The following is a 19680-nucleotide window of genomic DNA, read 5'->3' on the forward strand; positions in this document are numbered from 1 at the left end:
GCGGGATGGGTCTGGTTTCAGGCGTGGGGCGGCGCGGTGGACGGCGGGCGCGGCGGCGCGCGGACGGGCGGCGGCGGGCCGACGCCGAAAGGCGCATAGACGACGGCGCTATAGGCGCGAATTGTTCGCGCGGGTTCAGGCGTCGGCGGGGCGGGCAGGACGGCGGGCGCAGGCGTGACGCAGGCGGCGCACTTGGCCCCCACATGCTTGTCGACCGGACCGTCCGCGCCGCCCGACTGGATTGTCTGCGGTCCCTCGGCCGAACAGATGACCAGCGGATGACCCGGCTGGACCGCCGCCAGCGCCGCGAACGGCAGCAAGGTTCCAAGCACAAGCGCGAACACCGCCGCCAGGAAGGCGAGCGATTTCGAAATCGACCAGTTGTCGGCCTGGGCGCGGGTCACGCCTCGCCTCTACGGCGTTTTGCGACGCCGCGATAGGCGGCGGTTTGTCTTAAGGCGCGCCGCGCGCCGCCTGGCGGGGGCTGAACTTGGGGGCGGGGGCCAGGCGCATGACTTCGCCCTGGTAGCGTTCGTCGTCGCCCGCCACGGCGAAAGGCAGGGCGTCGGCGCAGGCTTGGAGCAGGGCGTTCAGCCAGGGCTGTTCCGCCTTGTGGAAGTCGCCCAGGACATGGGGCATGACCAGATGGCTTTCGCCCGGATGGCCGACCCCCATGCGGGCGCGGCGGAAATCGGCGCCCACATGGCTGATCAGGCTGCGAACGCCGTTCTGCCCGGCCGCGCCGCCGCCGGTCTTCATGCGGAAACGGCCGGGCGCCAGGTCGATCTCGTCATGGAAGACGATGATCTCGCTGGGCTTGATCTTGTAGAAGCGCGCCGCCTCGCCGACCGCACGACCGCTTTCGTTCATATAGGTCTGGGGCTTCATCAGCATTATCCTGGTTCCCTCGACCTCGCCCTCGGACACGACGGACTGGAATTTGGCGCGCTCGGGGCCGAAGCGCCAGCGACGCGCGATCTCGTCGGCGGCCATGAAGCCGATGTTGTGGCGGTTCTTTTCGTATTTCGCGCCCGGATTGCCGAGCCCAGCGATGATGATCATGACGTCCTCATGCCGCGTGGATCGGGCAAAGAAAAGCCCCGCCGGGCGAACCGGGCGGGGCCTGATCTTCGTCGCTGCAGCGAGGCTTACGCTTCGGGGGCGGCTTCGTCGGCGGCTTCCGACAGGGCGGCCGACGAGACCTTGATCGTGGCGATCACGAAGTCGCGGTCGGTGATGGTCGGCTCGGCGCCCTTGGGCAGCTTGATGTCCGATATGCGGAGAGTGTCGCCCAGCTGGGCCTTGGCCAGATCGACGACCAGTTCCTCGGGGATCTGGTCGGCGCGGACCGAAATCTCGACCGTGTGGCGCACGACTTCCAGCGAGCCGCCCTGGCGGGCGAAGGGCGCTTCGTCGGCGTGCAGGAAGTGAACCGGCACCTCGATCTTGATCGGGGCCTTCTCATCGACGCGCATCAGGTCGAAATGCATCGGGCGGTCCGACACCGGGTCGAACTGGACCGACTTGGCGATGACCGGCTGGGTCTCTTCGCCGTACTTCAGCGTCACCAGGTGGCCCAGCAGCTTGCCGGTATAGAGCGACTTGCGGAAGTCCTTCTCGTTCACCGAAATGGCGACGGGGGCCTTGTCGCCGCCGTACAGGACGCCCGGCACGAAACCGCCGCGACGCGCAGCGCGGGCGCTGCCGGTGCCGACGCCTTCGCGGACGTCCACGTTCAGAATGATCTCGGCCATGTGGCTCGCCTCAACAACAACGGAAACGCCGCGCCAACCCTGGGCCCGCGCGGCGGGGTCATGAACCCTCGAATTCAAGAGCGCGGGCTATTACACGCATCGAACCCATGGCGCAACCGCCTTGGCGCCCACACATCGATCTAGGCCGCGACGGCTTCGTCCTGCAGCAGGGCGCCGGGATCGGTCACGATGGCCAGAAGCTCGGCGGCGTTGAACGGTTTGGCCAGATGATGGTCCGCGCCGGCCGCCCGTCCCGCCGCAACATGGTCGGGCATCGCGTTGGCGGTCAGCATGACCACGGGCGTGCGCGCCCCGCCGGTCGCCGCTTCGTGCAGACGGATTTCCTGGGTCGCGGTCAGGCCGTCCATGACCGGCATCTGCATGTCCATCAGCACCAGATCGAAGTCCTGGGTGCGGAACGCCTCGACCGCCTCGGCCCCGTTTTCGGCGATCACCACCTGAACCGGGGCCTGGGCCAGAATCAGTTCGATCACGCGGCGGTTGGTGGGGTGGTCGTCGGCGACCAGCACTCGCAGGTCGCGGGCCTGGACCGTTCCGCCGGCGGGGGACGGGGCAGGGGCCTCGCCCGTCGGCGTCTCGCCCTGGGGTTTCGCCGGCTGGGTCCTGGCGGACGGAGCGGCGCATTCGACCAGGGGAAGGCTCAGGATAAAGGCTGCGCCGCAGCCCGGCTCGCTCTCGCAATCCAGCCGCCCGCCCATCATCTCGGCCAGTTGGCGACAGATGGACAGGCCCAGGCCCGATCCGCCGAACTTGCGGGTTATGCCGCCGTCCGCCTGTTCGAATCGGCTGAACAGACGGTCCCGCGTGGCCGCGTCGAATCCGATGCCCGTGTCCTCCACCGTGAACTGCAGCCAAGGCGCGCCATCGGCCGACTGGGTGCGCTGGACGGTCAGGCCGACGAAGCCCTTGCTGGTGAACTTGACCGCGTTGGAGATCAGATTGGTCAGAATCTGCTTCAGCCGCACCGCGTCGCCGCGCACCCACAGGTCGTCGCTCAGCGCCAGATCGACATGGAGGGCCAGGTTCTTCTCGCTGGCGTTGGGCAGGTACAGTTGGGCCGCCTCGCGCACCGTCTGCGTCAGGTCGAAGGCGTCCTCGTTCAGCTCCAGCTTGCCCGATTCGACCCGCGCCAGGTCCAGTATGTCGCTGAGCAGGGTCTGAAGGGTGCGCCCCGACGCCTGCATCAGATCCAGCATTTCACGCTGTTCGACGGACAGTTCGGTCTTCGCCAGCGCCTGGGACAGGCCGATCACCCCGTTCAGGGGGGTGCGGATCTCGTGGCTCATATTGGCCAGAAACTGGCTTTTGGCGATATTGGCGGCCTGGGCCGCGTCGCGCGCTTCCGCCAGGGCCTCGGCGTCGCGTTTCAGGGCGGTGATATCGGTGCACACGGTGACGGTGCCGCCCTCGGAGGTGCGCCGGTCCTGAATGCGCAACCAGCGTCCGTCGCTGAGGCGCTGTTCGATGTCGGCGGACAAGTTGCGACGGGCTTCCAGCCTTTCGGCCAGCCACGCTTCCTCACGGCCCAGGGCGTTTGCGTAGCAGCCTTTCGACAAACCGATCCGCAGCGCCTGGCTGAAGGTCAATCCGATGGCGAGGTGGGGTTGAAGCTCGGGGTTCGCCTCGGCGTAGCGGGCGTTCCACAGGACCAGTCGATCCCTGGAATCGTAGAATCCCAGCCCGTCCGGCATGGCGTCGACGGCTTCGCGGATGCGCCCCAGAGCGGTCGCCCGCGCCATATAGGCCATGGCGCCCAAGGCTGCGCCGCCCACGCCGATCAGCAGAAGCACAGCGGCCAGCAGAAGCCGAAGCGCCCCCTCCGACAGCCCTTGATAGGCCACGACCGTAGGATCCGGCGTCAGGACAATGGCCGACATGCCGACGAAGTGAAGCGTCAGCACGGTCAGCGACAGGCCGCCGGCGGTCACGCCGAGCCGGCCCAGGCCGCCTCGGCGATAGAAGAAGGCGGTCGTAACGCCCATGGCGGCGGCCAGGACCAGGGATGCGGCGACAAGCGTTGGGTTCCAACTGATCTGGGCCGGACCTCGAATGGCGGCCATGCCGAGATAATGCATGGCGCCGACGCCGCTGACGGCGATCAGGGCGACCAGTCCGCGCCACAGGCGCCCCTTGCCGATCAGGGTCGCGCCGACGGTCAGCCCTACGGTGGCCAGGATGATCGCCAAGGACGCCGCCGTCAGAACCGGATCGTAGCGGACAGGCACGCCCGCCACGAAACCCTGCATGGCGGTGTAGTGCGTCGCCCAGATCGCAAGGGCCGCCATGATCGAGCCGATGGCGACGAATCTCAGACGTTTGGCCGAATCGTTCGACCCGGTGCGCTCCATGAGGAAGGTGGACGCCCCCAGGCCGACGAAGCAGATCAAGGCGGCGATCAGAGTGACGCGCCAATCATGCTCGCGTGTGATGCAGGAAATAATGCTGTTCACGGTCATCCCTTTTCAGGTGTGACGATCCCAGAAAGTTCTAAAGAAAATGTGCGGTGCAAGCTTTCCCGTCGTGGGTTGTCGGCGCGCCGTCACAAAATCCGTGCAAGGATCAGGCGTCCCCACGTCTCTCGGTCTTCTCCAGGCATGCCTTACGAAATCGCACCCTCGCCGGTCGCGCCGATCTCGACCTCGCGGTTTTGGACGACGGGGGGCAGCATCGGAATGGCCATTCTGGTGCTGACGGTGCTGGCCTTCGTTCACCCGGATCTGTCGCCCTGGCTGTTGGGCGGCGCCCTGCTGGTCGGGGCCACGGCCTGGGTGCTGAACGCGCCGCTGCGCGGCGGCGACACGGCGCCCGCTCGATCTCCCGCCGCGCCCGATCCGGAAACGTCGACGGGCGCGCTTCTGGACCGCGTATTCGAGAGTATCGACGATCCGCTGCTGGTTGTCAGCGGGGGAGAGCCCGACGACATCGCCGGACGGAGGATTGTAATGGCCAACGCCGCCGCCCGTGATCTGCTGCGCATCCAGCGTCAGGGCGCCCTGCTGGTTCAGGTGATCCGCGAGCCGGGCGTTCTGGAAGCGGTGGACGAGGCCCTGTTCGGCGGTGTGTCGCGCACCACCGACTATACGACCGGGGGCCAGCGGGATCGTCGCTGGCGCGCCTGGACCCGGCCGCTGCCTGCCGAGGCAGGACAGACCGCCCAGGGGCAGGACCTAGCCCTGATCGTCCTGCGCGACGAGACGGACGCCCGTCGCATCGAAATGATGCGGGTCGATTTCCTGGCCAACGCCAGCCACGAACTGCGCACGCCCCTGGCCTCGCTGAGCGGCTTTATCGAGACTTTGAAAGGCCATGCGCGCGAGGACGTGGCCGCCCGCGACCGTTTCCTCGACATCATGGGGGCCCAGGCCGACCGCATGAGCCGACTGGTCGCCGACCTGCTGTCGCTCAGCCGCATCGAACTGAACGAACATATTCCGCCGTCCGGGCGCGTCGATCTGGACCGCGCCGCCGCCGACGTGGTCGACGCCGTCAGCGTCCTGACCCAGGCCAGGGACGTCACCGTAAAACTGGATCAGGGCGAGGCGCGCGCCTCGGTCAGCGGCGATCGGGATGAAATCCTTCAGGTGGTTCAGAACCTGCTGGACAATGCGGTGAAATATTCGCCGTCAGGCGGGACGGTGGAGATCGTCGTCCGTTCGGATCTGACGTTCGATCAGGTCTCGGCCGCGCGCGTGCCCGGCGCGACGCGCCTGCCATTGGTCACGCCGGACCGCAGTACGGACATCGTCTATGCCGCCGTCACCGTGCGCGACCACGGCCCCGGCATGGCGCGCGAACATCTGCCGCGTCTGACCGAACGCTTCTATCGCGTCGAGGGGCAGAAGAGCGGCGAACGGCAGGGAACGGGCCTGGGCCTGGCCATCGTCAAACACATCGTCAACCGCCACCAGGGCGGTCTGATGGTTGAAAGCGCGCCCGGCGACGGCGCCGCCTTCACCGCCTGGTTCCCCATGGTGGTGGAGCGCCGCGACCTGCGTTGACGTGTCTGGCGTCGCTGTTACCGAACTGTCATTTATCCGTCTTAATCCGCTGACCATTCGCGGGCAGTAGTCGCGCCACGGCGGGACCCCCGGTGATCCGGACCCTGTCGATTCGCGCCAGCCGCTCTCGGACCCCGGATGATCTGGATTTTTCTGCTGATCCTCGCCGCCCTCGGCGTCGCCGCCTATCTGGGCGGTCGCAACCTGGCGCGTCGGCGTTCGGTCGGGGCCAAGCCCCACTCTCGCCCCGGCCAGCACGGGGCCTACGCCCTGATCTGGGTCGCCGCGCCCGCCCTGCTGATGCTGATCCTGGCGTCCGTCTTCTCGACGCCGCTGGAGCGTCGTCTAACCGTCGTCGGCACGCCTGCCGCCGTTTCGGCGCTGGAGCCCTTCCGCCGCGACGCCTTCTTCGCCGACGCCCACCGCGTCGGTCGGGGAGAGCAGGCCCTGCAGATCTGGGAGCGCCCCCTGGCCGAGCAGTTGCCGGTCGAGGCGCGTCGCATGGTGGGTATCGAACGCACCCTGCAGTGGGGCGGGGCCGTCGCCGCCTTGCTGGCCGCGATCCTTGGCGGTCTGTTCGCCATGACCCAGATCAAGCCCAAGACCCGCGCTCGCAATCGCGTGGAGGGCTGGATCTACGGCGCCCTGTTCGTCTGTTCGGCCATCGCGGTCCTGACCACCATCGGCATCATCGCCTCCCTGGCCTTCGATTCCTTCCGCTTCTTCCAGAAGGTGCCGGTCTTCGACTTCCTGTTCGGCACGCAGTGGAGCCCGCAGATCGCCATCCGCGCCGATCAGGTGGGTTCTTCCGGCGCGTTCGGCGCCGTGCCCCTGTTCGCGGGCACCCTGCTGATCATGGTCATCGCCATGTGCGTGGCCGCGCCCATCGGTCTGCTGTCGGCCATCTATCTGTCGGAATACTCCGGGCGCGGCATGCGCGCGGTGGTCAAGCCGCTGCTGGAGATCCTGGCCGGGGTGCCGACCGTGGTTTACGGCTTCTTCGCCGCCCTGACCGTCGGGCCGTTCCTGCGGGTCTTCTTCAACGAGATCGGCCTGTTCCTGATCGGCGGTCCGCTGGACGGCCTGGGCCAATATCTGGCCCTGGTGCAGAACCAGATGGCCCTGACCGCCGGGGCGGTGATGGGCATCATGCTGATTCCCTTCGTTTCATCCCTGTCGGACGATATCCTGAACGCCGTGCCCCAGTCGCTGCGCGACGGCTCTTCGGCCATGGGCGCCACCAAGTCCGAAACGGTCAAGCGCGTCCTGCTGCCCGCCGCACTGCCGGGCATCGCCGGGGCCCTGCTGCTGGCCATGTCGCGCGCCATCGGCGAGACCATGATCGTGACCATGGCCGCGGGCCTGGCCGCCAATCTCACCTTCAATCCGCTGGACACGGTCACGACCGTCACGGTCCAGATCGTGACCCTTCTGACCGGCGACCAGGAGTTCAACAGCGCCAAGACGCTGTCGGCCTTCGGTCTTGGCCTGACCTTGTTCCTAGTGACGCTGATGCTGAACATCGTCGCCCACCGGATCGTCCAGACCTATCGGGAACAATATGACTGACGCGACCCCCGACCAGATCGTCGGCGCGGCGGACGCCGATCGGCTGGCGCGACTGCGCGCGGGCCTGAAACGCCGCCATGCGCGCGAGGCCCGGTTCAAATGGTATGGCCGCCTGGCCATCGGCGCGGCCATGGTCTTTCTGGCTATCCTGTTGATCCGCATCGTGGAGCAGGGGCACACGGCCTTCTACGCCCACACCGTGACCATCCCGGTCTATATGGACCCGGCGCGGATCGACCGCGCCTATCCGCAAGGCTCCAACTTCGAGCAGTTGGCCGCCGAGCAGGAGCTGACCCGCTGGGGGATCGCCGACGACGCGGCCGGGACCCGGGCCGCCCAGATGAAGCGGCTCTTCTCGTCCGAACTGAAGTTCACGGCCGCCGCACTGGTGGCCAAGCGGCCCGACGTCATCGGCCAGACCGTGCCGTTGGCCGTGCCCCTGTCGGACGATGCAGACCTGTTCCTGAAGGGCGAAATCTCAAAGGCGACGCCCGAGGATCAACGCCGCCTGACGGACCAGCAGATCGCCTGGCTGGAACGGATGAAGGCCGAGGGGGTGATCGGCGCCCACTTCAACACCGTCCTGTTCACCCAGGGCGATTCCACCCAGCCCGAGATGGCGGGCGTGCTGGGCGCGGTGGTCGGCTCGGCCCTGATGCTCCTGGTGACGGCCCTGATCGCCATCCCCCTGGGCGTCGGCGCGGCCATCTGGCTGGAGGAGTTCGCGCCCAAGAACAGGCTGACCGACATCATCGAGGTCAACATCAACAACCTGGCCGCCGTGCCCTCCATTGTTTACGGTCTCCTGGGTCTGGCCCTGTTCATCAACTGGATGCACCTGCCGCGCGCCAGTCCGATCGTCGGCGGTCTGGTTCTGGCGCTGATGGCCTTGCCTACCCTGGTCATCGCCACCCGCTCCTCGCTGAAGGCGGTGCCCCCCTCGATCCGCGAGGCGGCCCTGGCCATGGGCGCCTCGCGCACCCAGACGGTGTTCAGTCACGTCCTGCCGCTGGCCATGCCCGGCGTCATGACCGGCGCCATCATCTCCATGGCTCACGCCCTGGGCGAGACGGCGCCCCTTCTGCTGATCGGCATGGTCAGCTTCGTGCCGGGCGTGCCGCACGCCATCGACCAGCCGGTCGGGGCGCTGCCCTCGCTGATCTATATCTGGGAGAACGCCTCGGAGCGGGCGTTCCACGAACGCACCGCTGCGGCGATCATCGTCCTTCTGGTCTTCATGATCGTCATGAACGCGGCGGCCATCATCCTGAGGCGGCGCTTCGAGCGCCGGTGGTAAGAGAATGAAATTCCGTATCTTCCGCTCTGCCGACGACCAGTCGGGCGCCGGTTCCGCCGATCCGACCCAGGCGCCCCGCATGGGCGGTCAGGTCCTGCCTGACGTCACAGGCGCCGCGTCTGCGCGCGAACCGCGTCTGGAAGACGCCGCTCCCGCGACCGGCCCCGCCGTGGTCGACACTCCGCCCGCCGGGCCGATCAAGATCGCCGCCCGCGACGTCTCGGTCTTCTACGGCGACAAGCAGGCGCTCTACGACGTCTCGATCGACATTCCGGACAAGACCGTCACCGCCTTCATCGGCCCATCGGGTTGCGGCAAGTCGACCTTCCTGCGGACGATGAACCGCATGAACGACACCATCGCCGGGGCCCGTGTCGCCGGCCGGATCGCTATGGACGGCGAGGACATCAACGACCGCTCCATCGACCCGGTCCTGCTGCGGGCGCGCGTCGGCATGGTGTTCCAGCGCCCCAACCCCTTCCCCAAGTCGATCTACGAGAACGTCGCCTACGGTCCCAAGATCCACGGCCTGGTGTCTTCCAAGTCCGAGATGGACGGGGTGGTCGAAAGCGCCCTGAAACGCGCCGGTCTGTGGGAAGAGGTCGCCGATCGTCTTCAATCCTCGGCGATGGGTCTTTCGGGCGGGCAACAGCAGCGCCTTGTCATCGCCCGCGCCATCGCCGTGAACCCCGAGGTCATCCTGATGGACGAGCCCTGCTCGGCCCTGGACCCCATCGCCACGGCGCGGATCGAGGAACTGATCGACGAACTGCGCGAGCGGTTCTGCATCGTCATCGTCACCCACTCGATGGCCCAGGCCGCACGGGTGTCGCAACGCACCGCCTTCTTCCACATGGGCCGCCTGATCGAGACGGGGGACACGGAAGACATCTTCCAGAACCCGCGCGAGCGGCGCACCCTGGACTACATCACGGGACGCTTCGGCTAATGAACCAGCACACGGTCAAGGCCTATGGCGACGAACTGAACCAGATCACGGCCGAGGTCGCCCGCATGGGCGGCCTGGCCGAGGCCCAGGTCGCCGACGCCGTCGATTCCGTCGCCCGCCGCGACATCGCCCTGGCGCGCGCGGTGGTCGAGCGCGACCTGAAACTCGACGCCCTGCACCGGGACATCGAGAAGAAGGCCATCCGCCTGATCGCCCTGCGTCAGCCGGTCGCCAGCGACCTGCGCCGCACCCTGGGGGCCATGAAGATCGCCACCGATCTGGAACGCACCGGCGACCTGGCCAAGAACATCGCCAAGCGCGCCCTGATCCTGGCCGAGAGCGAGCCCATGCAGCCCCTGACCCGCTCCATCGAGCGTATGGGCAAGCTGGTCTCCACCCGCCTGCGCGACGTGCTGGACGCCTATACGGCGTCCGAGGTCGACCGGGCCGTGGCCGTCTGGCAGACCGACGACGAGGTGGACGAGCATTATAACGCTCTGTTCCGCGAGCTGCTGACCTACATGATGGGCGATCCGCGCATGATCGGCGCCTGCACCCATCTGTTGTTCATGGCCAAGAACCTGGAGCGGATCGGCGACCACGCGACCAATATCGCCGAGACCGTCCACTACGAGATCACGGGCGACGAGATCGTGGGCGAACGCCCCCGCGCCCAGCCCACGGCCGCGGATTCCGATCCGACGCCTAACCTTCCCACGCACTGACCCGAGACCGGAGACCCGACGTGCAGCCCTATATCCTTGTGATGGAAGACGAGGACGCGCTGGCGACCCTTCTTCAGTACAATCTCGAAAAGGAAGGCTATGACGTCGCCGTCGCATCCGACGGCGAGGAAGGCATGCTCCAGATCGATGAGCGCTTGCCTGATCTGGTCCTGCTGGACTGGATGCTGCCCAAGCTGTCGGGCATCGAGGTCTGCCGCCGCATCCGCGGCAAGGCCGAGACGCGCAATTTGCCGGTCATCATGCTGACCGCGCGCGGCGAGGAGAGCGACCGGGTCCGCGGCCTGGACACCGGCGCCGACGATTATCTGACCAAGCCCTTCTCGATGGTCGAACTGATCGCCCGCATCCGTGCGGTGCTGCGCCGCATCCGTCCGGGTCTGGCCGACGACCGGCTGAACCACGGCGACATCGTCGTGGACCGTGTCTCCCATCGGGTGAAGCGCAACGGCAAGGAGGTCCACCTGGGGCCGACCGAGTTCCGCCTGCTGGACCACTTCATGCAGCATCCGGGCCGGGTGTTCAGCCGCGAGCAGCTGCTGGACGCCGTCTGGGGCTCGGACGTCTATGTCGAGGCCCGCACGGTGGACGTCCATGTCGGCCGCCTGCGCAAGGCCCTGTCCATCGGCGACGACGCCGCCAACCCCATCCGCACCGTCCGCTCGGCCGGCTATTCGCTGGATCTGGAGGGCTGATCCCTGCTGTCGGCGCGCCTCGCGCAGCCCGAATTAAGCGTGAAGGATGCTGACGGTTTTTGTCAGCATGGCGTGAGAGAGAGGGGCGTCAACCGCAAGGACCGCCCGCAATGCGCCTCTACTATCACCCGCTTTCCACCTGCAGCCGTCGCGTTACTCTGGCGGCGCACCATCTCGGGATCGACCTGGACCTTGTCGTGGTCGATCTGTTCCGCGACGAACAGAACGCCCCCGCCTTTCTGGCGATGAATCCCAATCACCGCGTGCCGGTGCTGGACGACAACGGCTTCGTGCTGTGGGAATCCTACGCCATCATGCAGTATCTGGCGGATATGACGCCCGGTCAGTCGCTGTGGCCGGCCGATCCGCAGGGGCGGGCAGACATCGGTCGCTGGCTGTTTTGGTGCGGCCAGGACTTCATGCCGGGCTGCAGCCTGTTGAACTGGGAAAATTCGATCAAGGCGCTGGGCGGCATGGGACCCGCCGACGCCGTCCAGGTCGCCCGTGGCGAAGCCCTGCTGGGCGCCGCTGCAGCCGTTCTGGATCGCCATCTGGAAGGGCGCACGTGGATCGGCGCGGATCTGTCGCTGGCGGACCTCGCTGTCGCCGCGCCCCTGGCGGATCAGTCGCGGGCGAGATTTCCCGTGTCCGATCTGGCCAATCTCCAACGCTGGTTCCGACAGGTCCAGGCGCTGGACTGCTGGCGGGCGACGGAACCGGCCTAGATCTGGGCCGCCACGACCTCGTCGGGCGTCACTTCATAGACCTTGGCGCAGTATTCGCAGGTGACGCGGATGGCGCCGTCGTCCTCAACCATGTCCGCCCGTTCGGCCGGATCGAAGGCGGCCAGCATGCCGGCGATCCGGTCCTTGGAGCAGCGGCAGATCGCGGTCAGGGGGCGCGCCCCTTCCAGACGCACGCCGTCCTCGTGGAACAGGCGGAACAGCAGGGTCTCGGGCGAGATCGTCGGGTCGATCAATTCGTCGTCGGCCAGGGTGCCGAACAGGGCGCGGGTGCGGTCCCACACCTCCTCGGTCGATCCGCGCGTCTCGTCGCCGGCGATGATCTGGATCATCGCCCCGCCGGCCCGCCATTGGGAACCGGCCTCGGTCTGAACCTCGCCCACGGCCAAGCGCACCTTGGTCGGCACCTGCTCGGACTGCTGGAAGTAATGTTCGGCGCACAGCGACAGGCTCTCGCCCTCGATGGGGGTGATGCCTTGCGTCCGTTCGAAGTCCGGCCCGCGATCCAGGGTCATGACGAAGACCCCCTTGCCCAGCAGGGTCCGCGCGCCCGGCCGTGCGAAGCCTTGAGACGCCGCCGCCAACTCGGCCTCGTCATAGCGGCAATAGCCGCGCAGCGTCCCGTCCGTGCCATAGTCGGCCACGACATAGCGCACCGCCCCGTCGCCCTGGGCCTGGACCAGCAGCCGGCCGTCGAACTTCAGGCTGGACCCGATCAGGGCCGCCAGCGCGCAGGCCTCGCCCAGCAGGGCGGCGACCGGCTCGGGATAGGCATGGGCCGCCAGGATGGTGTCGATGGCGCCGCCCAGCCGCACCAGGCGACCGCGCACGGGCCAGCCGTCGATCTGGAAGGCGGCGGCCAGGTCGTCGGAAATCGGAGAGGCGGGCGCGTGATCGGTCACGGCGGGGTCCTTGGCGTTCGTCATTTCGGGATCGCGGCTATTTAGGCGCCCGGACCGCGCTTGATAAGGGGCAGGGGCGGCTGTGCGAAAGCTTCGCCGCAGCGGCGGAACCGATTACGGTGCGGTTCGCTCTTTGTCCGACAAGCGGAGCCGCCGCTCCGCGCTCGCTAACGTCCACGACGAAAAGGTTCAGCCGATGATCCGCGACATCGACCCGATTGAAGAAATCCGCAAACACCCCGGCGTCACGGCGGGCGGCCTGGCGGCGCTCGTTCTCGGCGCGGCGGCTGTACTGTACCTGGCCCAGCGGACCGGCCCCACCCGTTATCAGCGGATCAAGCGTCGCATGGACCCGCGCGCCTGGGTGGATGCGGCCGATCTGCGCGGTCGCCTGCATGACGCGGTCGACGCCTTCCGCAGCCGGGCCGAGGATTTCGGCGACCGCGCGCGCCCGTCTCACCGACGACGCGCGCGGCCGCGCCGGCGACTGGGCTGACGACCTGTTCCGCAGCGCCCGCAAGACCACCAGGAAGGCCGCCAAGCGCGGCGGCGAGACCGCCCGCCATTACGCCGACGACGCCCTGGATTATGCGCGCGATCACCAACGCGAGGGCGGGGCGCTCCTGGCCGTCGCGGCCCTGGCCGCCGTCGTCGGCGCGGCGGTTCTGGAGACCCGCCGTCCCGACAGCCAGATCCGCCGCATCGCGCGCTTCTGACAATTTTCTTGCCGCCCGCCGACCGAATGGCGCGTTGGGCGGCATGGTTCGATCAAGGCGAAGCCGGGTTTGGTCACAACCCGGCTTTGCTGTGTCTGCGAAGGCCGCTAAGACGCGGGCCATGAGCGCGCGCCCGACCCTGATCTTCGACTTCGATTCGACCCTGGTGGATTTCGAAACCCTGGAAGCCCTAGCCGACATCGCCTTGGCGGGAACGACCGAGGCCGAGGCCATCCGCACCCAGATCGCGACCCTGACCGATCAGGCCATGGGCGGAGAGATCGCCTTTGGCGAAGCCTTGCGTCGCCGGCTGGCCCTGCTGCCCCTGACGCGCGACCATGTGGCGGCCTTGGCTGAAACGGCGCCGGACCGGCTGACCCCGTCCTTCCGGCGCAACCTGGCCTTCTTCCAGCAGAACAAGGGGCGGGTCTTCATCCTGTCCGGCGGTTTCCGCGAGGTGATCGCGCCGGTGGCCGAACTTCTGGGCGTCGCCCCCGACCATGTCCTGTGCAACGACCTGGCCTATGACGCCGAAGGTCGCGTCATCGGCGTGAACGGCGCCAATCCCTTGTCCGAAGCGGACGGAAAGCCCGCCGTGATTCACGGCCTGAACCTGTCGGGCCGGATCGTCATGGTCGGCGACGGCTGGAACGACGCCGAGGTCAAGCTGGCCGGCGCCGCCGACGCCTTCTACGCCTTCACGGAGGTGGTCCGCCGCGACCGGGTGGTGCAGGTCGCCGACGCCGAGGCCGCTTCCCTGGACGAAGTTCTGCACGCCGAGGGCCTGGTCGGCCGGTGGTCCTTCCCACGCAGCCGCATGAAGATGCTGCTTCTGGAGAACATCCACCCGGCCGCCGTCGAAAGGCTGGAGGAGGCGGGCTATTCCGTCGAAACGCAGAAGGGCGCGCTGGACGAAGACGATCTGATCGCCGCCATCAAGGGCGTTCATGTCCTGGGCATCCGCTCCAAGACCACGGTGACGCGCCGGGTGCTGGAAGAGGCGGACAAGCTGATGGCCGTCGCCGCCTTCTGCATCGGCACCAACCAGATCGACCTGGAGGCCGCCTCCGACCACGGGGTGGCGGTGTTCAACGCCCCCTATTCCAACACCCGTTCGGTGGTCGAACTGGCGGTCGGCCTGATGATCGTCCTGATGCGCGACGTGGTCGACAAGTCGGCGGCCATGCATCGGGGCCAGTGGAACAAGTCGGCGACGGGCTCCAAGGAGTTGCGGGGCAAGACCCTGGGCATCGTCGGATACGGCGCGATCGGCAGCCAGTTGTCCGTCCTGGCCGAAAACCTGGGCATGCGGGTTCTGTTCTATGACCTGTCGGAACGGCTGGCCCTGGGCAACGCCCGGCGGATGCGCTCGCTGGACGCGCTTCTGGGCGAAAGCGACGTCGTCACCCTGCATGTGGACGGCCGCAAGGAGAACACCGCGATCTTCGGCTCGGCCCAGTTCTCCCGGATGAAGGAAGGGGCCCTTTTCCTGAACCTGTCGCGCGGCCATATCGTCGATATCGGCGCCTTGGCCCAGGCCCTGGGCTCGGGCCGCGTCGCCGGCGCCGCCGTGGACGTTTTCCCCGAAGAGCCGCGCACCAACTCAGACCCGTTCGAAAGCCCGCTTCAGGGGCTGAAGAACATGATCCTGACGCCCCATATCGGCGGTTCGACCGAAGAGGCGCAGGAAGCCATCGCCGAGTTCGCGGCCGAGCGCCTGCTGGGCTATCTGAACCGGGGCGACACCACCTTCAGCGTCAACCTGCCGAACGTCCAGTTGGCCGAGGTGTCCGGCGCGCACCGCATCCTGCACATCCACCGGAACCAGCCCGGCGTCCTGGCCGAACTGAACCGGGCGCTGGCGGCGGCGGGCCTGAACATCCTGGGCCAGCACCTGAAGACGGACGAGCGCACCGGCTATGTCATCACCGACGTGGACCGCGACTACGACCCCGAAGCGCTTCGCACCCTGCGCGCCGTGCCCGGCACGCTGAAGTTCCGCACCCTGCATTAGATCACGGTCGCGTTTTTCTTCCGTAAGCTGACGCAGAGGCATCTTGCGCTCTGCGTCAACTGGCGCATCCTCCGCGTAACGGCCGCGATGCACGACGGCCTTGGGAGGATCCATGTCACGCTTTCTCACCGGCGGCGCCGTCGCCGCCCTGGCTCTGGCCGCCTGCGCCTTCGCAGGCTCGGCCTCGGCCCAGACCTACAACCGCCTGGTCGTCTTTGGCGACAGCCTCAGCGACAACGGCAATCTGTATCTGATCTCGGGCGGAACACAGCCGCCATCGCCGCCCTATTACCAGGGCCGATTCTCCAGCGGGCGCGTGTGGACCGAGCTGCTGGGCTTCAACCCCGCCAACTTCAATGGCTCCGTCGGCGGCAGCATCAACTACGCCTTCGGCGGTTCGCGCACCGACGCCTCGGCCGGCGTGCCGTTCGGCATGCTGAACCAGCTTTCGCGCTACACCGCCGCCGGCGGCCGGTTCGGCCCGGGCGATCTGGTCACGGTCCTGGGCGGCGCCAACGACATCTTTCAGGCCCTGCCGACGGCCGGCGCCTCGGCCAGCCCGGTCGCGGCCATGACCCCGGTGGTCACGGCGGCGGCGGCCAACGTCAACGGCCTGGTCAACACGGTGGCGGGCGCGGGGGCGGGGACCATCCTGGTCTCCAACCTGCCCAAGCTCAGCCTGACGCCTCAGTTCCGAGGCACGGCCGCTGCGCCTCTGGGCCGACTATTCCGCCACGACCTTCAACACGGCGCTGCAGACCAATCTGGTCGCCACCGCCGCGGCGCGTCCGGGCGCCAACATCGTCCTGATGGACCTGTTCAAGGTCGGCGACACCCTGGCCGCCAATCCCGGCGCCTTCGGCGTGACCAACATCACCCAGCCCTGCTTCAACGGCGCGACCGTGTGCAGCAATCCGGACAGCTATTTCTACTTCGACGGCGTTCACCCCACGGCGGCCGGTCATCGGATCATCGCTCAACTGGCCAACGACTACCTCTATTACGGCGACCTGGGCGCCCAGACGGCGCTGCAGGGCGAGACGACCTATCGTCACCGCGAGGACGGGCTGGACGCGGCGGCCGAGGCCCTGTCGGGCCGCACGCCGTGGGAAGCGGGCGTGTCCGTGACCACGGCGGCCCTGGTCGACAGCGTCGACACCGATGCGCGCGGCCCCGTGACCTCTTCGTCCAGCGACGGCTGGGGCGCCCGCATCGCGCTGGAGGCCGGACCCTCGGCCAACTGGCGCTTCGGCCTGGCCGGCACGGCGAGGAAGACCGACGTGCAGAGCCGCAACCTGAACTTCAACGTCGAAAGCTTCGGCCTGGACGTCTATGGCGGGTGGCGCTCGGGCGACGTCTTCGTCAATGCGGCCGCCGGCGTGGCGCGTGACAATGTCGACGACATCGAACGCATCACCAGCCTGGCGCCGATCGTCCACACGGCCGAGACCCGCGCCCTCAGCACAGGCGCGCGCCTGCAGGGCGGGATGTGGTTCGACTGGGGCGGCTTCGCCCTGTCGCCCCGCGCGGCCCTGGCTTATGTCGCCAGCGACGTGGACGGCTATGTCGAACAGGGCGTCGCGGCCCAGTACCAGTACGGCGACCGCACGGTGAAGGCCCTGACCGGCGAGGTGTCGCTTCGCGCCGAGGCCGAGATGGGCGGTTTCAACCTGTTCGCCGAGGGCGGCTATCGCGACGCCCTGGACGACAGTTCCGATCCCGGTCCGCGTCGGCATCTACAACAACCCGGCCCAGGTCCTGTCGCGCGAGGTCGACGATCCGTTCGGCGGTCAGATTCTGGCCTCGGCCGGGGTCGAGGGCGACGTGGGGCCGGTCCAGATCACCATCGGCTATCGCGGCCGTTTCGGCGACCACGCCGACAGCCACATGGGCGGCGTCCAGCTACGTCTGCCGCTGTAAGGAAGACGGGCGGGGAAGGGGGCTTTCAGCGCCCCTTCTTCCGCACCCACATGGCGGCGTCCGCCTCGGTCAGCCAGATTTCGGGATCGGTGTGGCCGTCCCAGGCGCGCACCCCGAACGATCCGCCCAGCGGCGCGCGTTCGCCTTCCCAGACGAACCCTTCGGAGGCCAGGGCCTCGGACAACTGGCGCGCCTTGGCGCGGCCTTCCTCCAGCCCGGCGTTCAGCATCAGCAGGGCGAACTCGTCCCCGCCCATCCGGCCGACAGCGTCGGACTCGCGCAGATGCGTCAGCAACAGGCGGGCCACCGTCACCAGGGCCGCGTCGCCGGCGGCGTGGCCCAGACGGTCGTTGACCCCCTTGAACCCGTCCATGTCCAGATACAGCAGGACCGCCGGCACATCGTGCCGCTGGCAATAGGCCATGGTCCGCTGCATGGCGGCCACGAAGCCGCGTCGATTGAGGGCCGGGGTCAGGACATCGTGATCGGCGGCGGCCTCGGCGGCGGCGGCGCGGGCCTTCCAGGCGTCCAGTTCGGCGCGGAGCCGTGCGATCTCGGCGGTCAGGTCGTGTTCGGCCACGTCGGTCACGGCGCAGGCAGGCTCCGATGGCGCGCGACTCACTCCGCGCGCGATTGAGCGATGGTAGAGCGTGAATCTCCCACTTAGAAGGGCGGTCTGGGCCGGAAACCGCCGCTCTGCGGGTCATCGCGCGCCTGTCCGGTTGCGGGCGCAGCGTCGGTGCTGTAACCGGCCCCTTTCCGCAAGGGGCCCGACGGATATGGCGACTTCCGCAACGCCGGTGGCGATCATCATGGGCAGCCGTTCGGACTGGCCGACGATGAAGCTGGCCGCCGATCGTCTGGATCAGCTGGGCGTGGCCTGGCAGGCCAAGGTCGTCAGCGCCCACCGCACGCCCCAGCGCCTGGTCCAGTTCGCCACGGGCGCCAGGGCCGCCGGATACAAGGTGATCATCGCCGGGGCCGGGGGCGCCGCCCATCTGCCGGGCATGGCCGCCTCCATGACCGAACTGCCGGTGCTGGGCGTGCCGGTCCAGTCCAAGGCGCTGAAGGGCATGGACAGCCTGTTGTCCATCGTCCAGATGCCCGCCGGAGTGCCGGTCGCCACCCTGGCGATCGGGGAGGCGGGCGCCGCCAACGCCGGCATCCTGGCCGCGCAGATCCTGGCCTTGTCGGATGACGGCCTGGCCCGGCGCCTGGCCGATTTCCGCGCCGCCCAGACCGAATCCGTCGCCGAAACCGTCGAGGACTGAGTGCCCCAGCTTCCGCTTTCCCCCGGTTCCACCCTCGGCATTCTCGGCGGCGGCCAACTGGGCCGGATGCTCAGCCAGGCCGCCTCGCGCCTGGGTTTCGACGTGGTCGTCCTGGACCCCGAGCGCGACAGCCCCGCCGGCCGGGTCTCGGCCCATCAGATCGTCGCCGCCTATGACGACCCCGACGCCCTGACCGCCCTGGGCCGCGCCGCCGACGTCGTGACGTTCGAGTTCGAAAATGTCCCGGCCGCCTCCATCGAGCGTCTGGCCGACGCCGGAGCCCTGGTCGCGCCAGGCCCCACGGCGCTGCGCGTGTCGCAGGACCGGGTGGACGAAAAGACCTTCCTGAACGCCGTCGGCGCCCCGACGGTCGCCTTCGCCGTCGTCGACACTCTGGACGATCTGGTCGTCGGCCTGACGGAACTGGGCCTGCCCGCCCTCCTGAAGACCCGCCGCGAAGGCTATGACGGCAAGGGCCAGGTCTGGATCCACGCCGTCGAGGACGCGCCCGCCGCCCTGGAAAGCCTGGGCGGCCGCGCCGCTATCCTTGAGGCCAAGGCGACCTTCGTGCGCGAACTGTCGGTCATCGCCGCCCGCGACTGGGACGGTCATATGACGGTCTATCCGCTGGGCGAGAACCGGCACGAGGGCGGCGTCCTGCGCACCACCCTGGCCCCCGCCGCCGTGGACGAAAAAACGCAGGTTCGCGCCCGCGCCATAGCCGAGGCGATCCTGGACGGGCTGGATTATGTCGGCGTCCTGGGCGTCGAACTCTTCGACCTCGGCGACGACGTGCTTCTGGTCAACGAGATCGCCCCGCGCGTCCACAACACCGGCCACTGGACCCAGGACGGCTGCATCTGCGACCAGTTCGAACAGCATATCCGCGCCGTGACGGGCTGGCCCCTGGGACCCACGACCGCCTGCGCCCGCATCGAAATGACCAACCTGCTAGGCGACGAGATCGACCAGTGGCGCGTCCTGTCCGCCCAGGCCGACGAACGCCTGCACCTCTACGGCAAGGCCGAGGCCCGTCCCGGCCGCAAGATGGCCCATGTGAACCGGGTGCTGGGTTCGGTCTAACCAAG

At 68.1% G+C, this 19680-nt stretch carries 18 protein-coding genes and 3 pseudogenes; 15 read left to right on the forward strand and 6 right to left on the reverse strand.

Annotated elements, in window-relative coordinates; translation table 11 throughout:
* Positions 1-17 precede the first annotated feature (17 nt).
* From QE389_RS00675 to QE389_RS00690, 4 genes are all read right to left on the reverse strand, one after another.
* On the reverse strand, positions 18-404 hold the full coding sequence (locus tag QE389_RS00675) for a DUF2946 family protein (protein ID WP_307363682.1): 387 nt from the start codon (positions 402-404) through the stop codon (positions 18-20).
* Positions 405-453: 49 nt separating this feature from the next.
* Positions 454-1062 carry an aminoacyl-tRNA hydrolase gene (gene pth / locus QE389_RS00680; protein ID WP_307363684.1) on the reverse strand — a complete coding sequence of 203 codons (609 nt, stop codon included), beginning with the start codon at positions 1060-1062 and terminating at the stop codon, positions 454-456.
* Between the two features lie 86 nt (positions 1063-1148).
* Positions 1149-1754, reverse strand: a complete 606-nt coding sequence (locus tag QE389_RS00685; protein ID WP_307363686.1) for a 50S ribosomal protein L25/general stress protein Ctc — start codon at positions 1752-1754, stop codon at positions 1149-1151.
* 140 nt (positions 1755-1894) lie between these two features.
* The gene (locus tag QE389_RS00690; RefSeq protein ID WP_373458280.1) at positions 1895-4231 is read right to left on the reverse strand and encodes an ATP-binding protein; all 2337 of its coding nucleotides are present in this window, start codon (positions 4229-4231) and stop codon (positions 1895-1897) included.
* A 216-nt stretch (positions 4232-4447) separates the two neighbouring features.
* Here QE389_RS00690 and QE389_RS00695 point away from each other — a divergent pair, with 216 nt between their 5' ends.
* The 7 genes from QE389_RS00695 (at position 4448) to QE389_RS00725 (ending at position 11751) form a co-directional block, all read left to right on the forward strand.
* On the forward strand, positions 4448-5773 hold the full coding sequence (locus QE389_RS00695; protein ID WP_373458281.1) for a sensor histidine kinase: 1326 nt from the start codon (positions 4448-4450) through the stop codon (positions 5771-5773).
* Positions 5774-5911: 138 nt separating this feature from the next.
* Positions 5912-7342, forward strand: a complete 1431-nt coding sequence (pstC, locus tag QE389_RS00700) for a phosphate ABC transporter permease subunit PstC (protein WP_307363691.1) — start codon at positions 5912-5914, stop codon at positions 7340-7342.
* Positions 7335-8639, forward strand: coding sequence for a phosphate ABC transporter permease PstA (gene pstA, locus QE389_RS00705; protein WP_307363693.1), 1305 nt, complete (start codon positions 7335-7337; stop codon positions 8637-8639). Before pstC ends, pstA begins: the two co-directional genes overlap by 8 nt.
* A 79-nt stretch (positions 8640-8718) precedes the next feature.
* Positions 8719-9588 carry a phosphate ABC transporter ATP-binding protein PstB gene (pstB, locus tag QE389_RS00710; protein ID WP_373458326.1) on the forward strand — a complete coding sequence of 290 codons (870 nt, stop codon included), beginning with the start codon at positions 8719-8721 and terminating at the stop codon, positions 9586-9588.
* Positions 9588-10313, forward strand: a complete 726-nt coding sequence (gene phoU, locus QE389_RS00715; RefSeq protein WP_307363697.1) for a phosphate signaling complex protein PhoU — start codon at positions 9588-9590, stop codon at positions 10311-10313. Before pstB ends, phoU begins: the two co-directional genes overlap by 1 nt.
* Before the next feature lie 20 nt (positions 10314-10333).
* Positions 10334-11026: a phosphate regulon transcriptional regulator PhoB gene (phoB, locus tag QE389_RS00720; protein ID WP_307363698.1), complete on the forward strand. Its 693-nt coding sequence runs from the start codon at positions 10334-10336 to the stop codon at positions 11024-11026.
* A gap of 110 nt (positions 11027-11136) precedes the next feature.
* Entirely contained in the window at positions 11137-11751 is a 615-nt protein-coding gene (locus tag QE389_RS00725) for a glutathione S-transferase family protein (protein WP_307363700.1), read from the forward strand.
* Here the strand turns inward: QE389_RS00725 and QE389_RS00730 are convergent.
* A complete protein-coding gene (locus QE389_RS00730; protein ID WP_307363703.1) occupies positions 11748-12671 on the reverse strand; it encodes an Hsp33 family molecular chaperone in 924 nt (307 codons plus the stop codon). The genes QE389_RS00725 and QE389_RS00730 overlap by 4 nt on opposite strands.
* A 196-nt stretch (positions 12672-12867) precedes the next feature.
* Between QE389_RS00730 and QE389_RS00735 the strand changes: the two genes are divergently transcribed.
* The 6 genes and pseudogenes from QE389_RS00735 to QE389_RS00755 form a co-directional block, all read left to right on the forward strand.
* Entirely contained in the window at positions 12868-13167 is a 300-nt protein-coding gene (locus QE389_RS00735) for a hypothetical protein (RefSeq protein ID WP_307363705.1), read from the forward strand.
* Positions 13067-13387, forward strand: coding sequence for a hypothetical protein (locus QE389_RS00740; RefSeq protein WP_307363707.1), 321 nt, complete (start codon positions 13067-13069; stop codon positions 13385-13387). Before QE389_RS00735 ends, QE389_RS00740 begins: the two co-directional genes overlap by 101 nt.
* Before the next feature lie 121 nt (positions 13388-13508).
* A pseudogene (locus tag QE389_RS14600) lies at positions 13509-14036 on the forward strand (HAD-IB family phosphatase); the annotation flags it as partial.
* A gap of 135 nt (positions 14037-14171) precedes the next feature.
* A complete protein-coding gene (gene serA / locus QE389_RS14605; RefSeq protein WP_373458327.1) occupies positions 14172-15401 on the forward strand; it encodes a phosphoglycerate dehydrogenase in 1230 nt (409 codons plus the stop codon).
* A 112-nt stretch (positions 15402-15513) separates the two neighbouring features.
* Positions 15514-16035 (forward strand): annotated as a pseudogene (locus QE389_RS00750) (SGNH/GDSL hydrolase family protein); the annotation flags it as partial.
* Between the two features lie 130 nt (positions 16036-16165).
* A pseudogene (locus QE389_RS00755) lies at positions 16166-17059 on the forward strand (autotransporter domain-containing protein); the annotation flags it as partial.
* A gap of 287 nt (positions 17060-17346) precedes the next feature.
* Here QE389_RS00755 and QE389_RS00760 read toward each other — a convergent pair.
* Positions 17347-17757: a GGDEF domain-containing protein gene (locus QE389_RS00760; RefSeq protein WP_307368845.1), complete on the reverse strand. Its 411-nt coding sequence runs from the start codon at positions 17755-17757 to the stop codon at positions 17347-17349.
* A 343-nt stretch (positions 17758-18100) separates the two neighbouring features.
* On the opposite strand from QE389_RS00760, the gene purE reads away from it, so the two are divergent.
* Both purE and QE389_RS00770 read left to right on the forward strand, forming a co-directional pair.
* Positions 18101-18592, forward strand: a complete 492-nt coding sequence (gene purE / locus QE389_RS00765) for a 5-(carboxyamino)imidazole ribonucleotide mutase (protein WP_307363711.1) — start codon at positions 18101-18103, stop codon at positions 18590-18592.
* Entirely contained in the window at positions 18593-19675 is a 1083-nt protein-coding gene (locus tag QE389_RS00770) for a 5-(carboxyamino)imidazole ribonucleotide synthase (protein WP_307363713.1), read from the forward strand.
* Positions 19676-19680: the final 5 nt, after the last annotated feature.

Origin of the sequence: Brevundimonas sp. SORGH_AS_0993 (assembly GCF_030818545.1) — a bacterium.
GTDB lineage: Bacteria > Pseudomonadota > Alphaproteobacteria > Caulobacterales > Caulobacteraceae > Brevundimonas.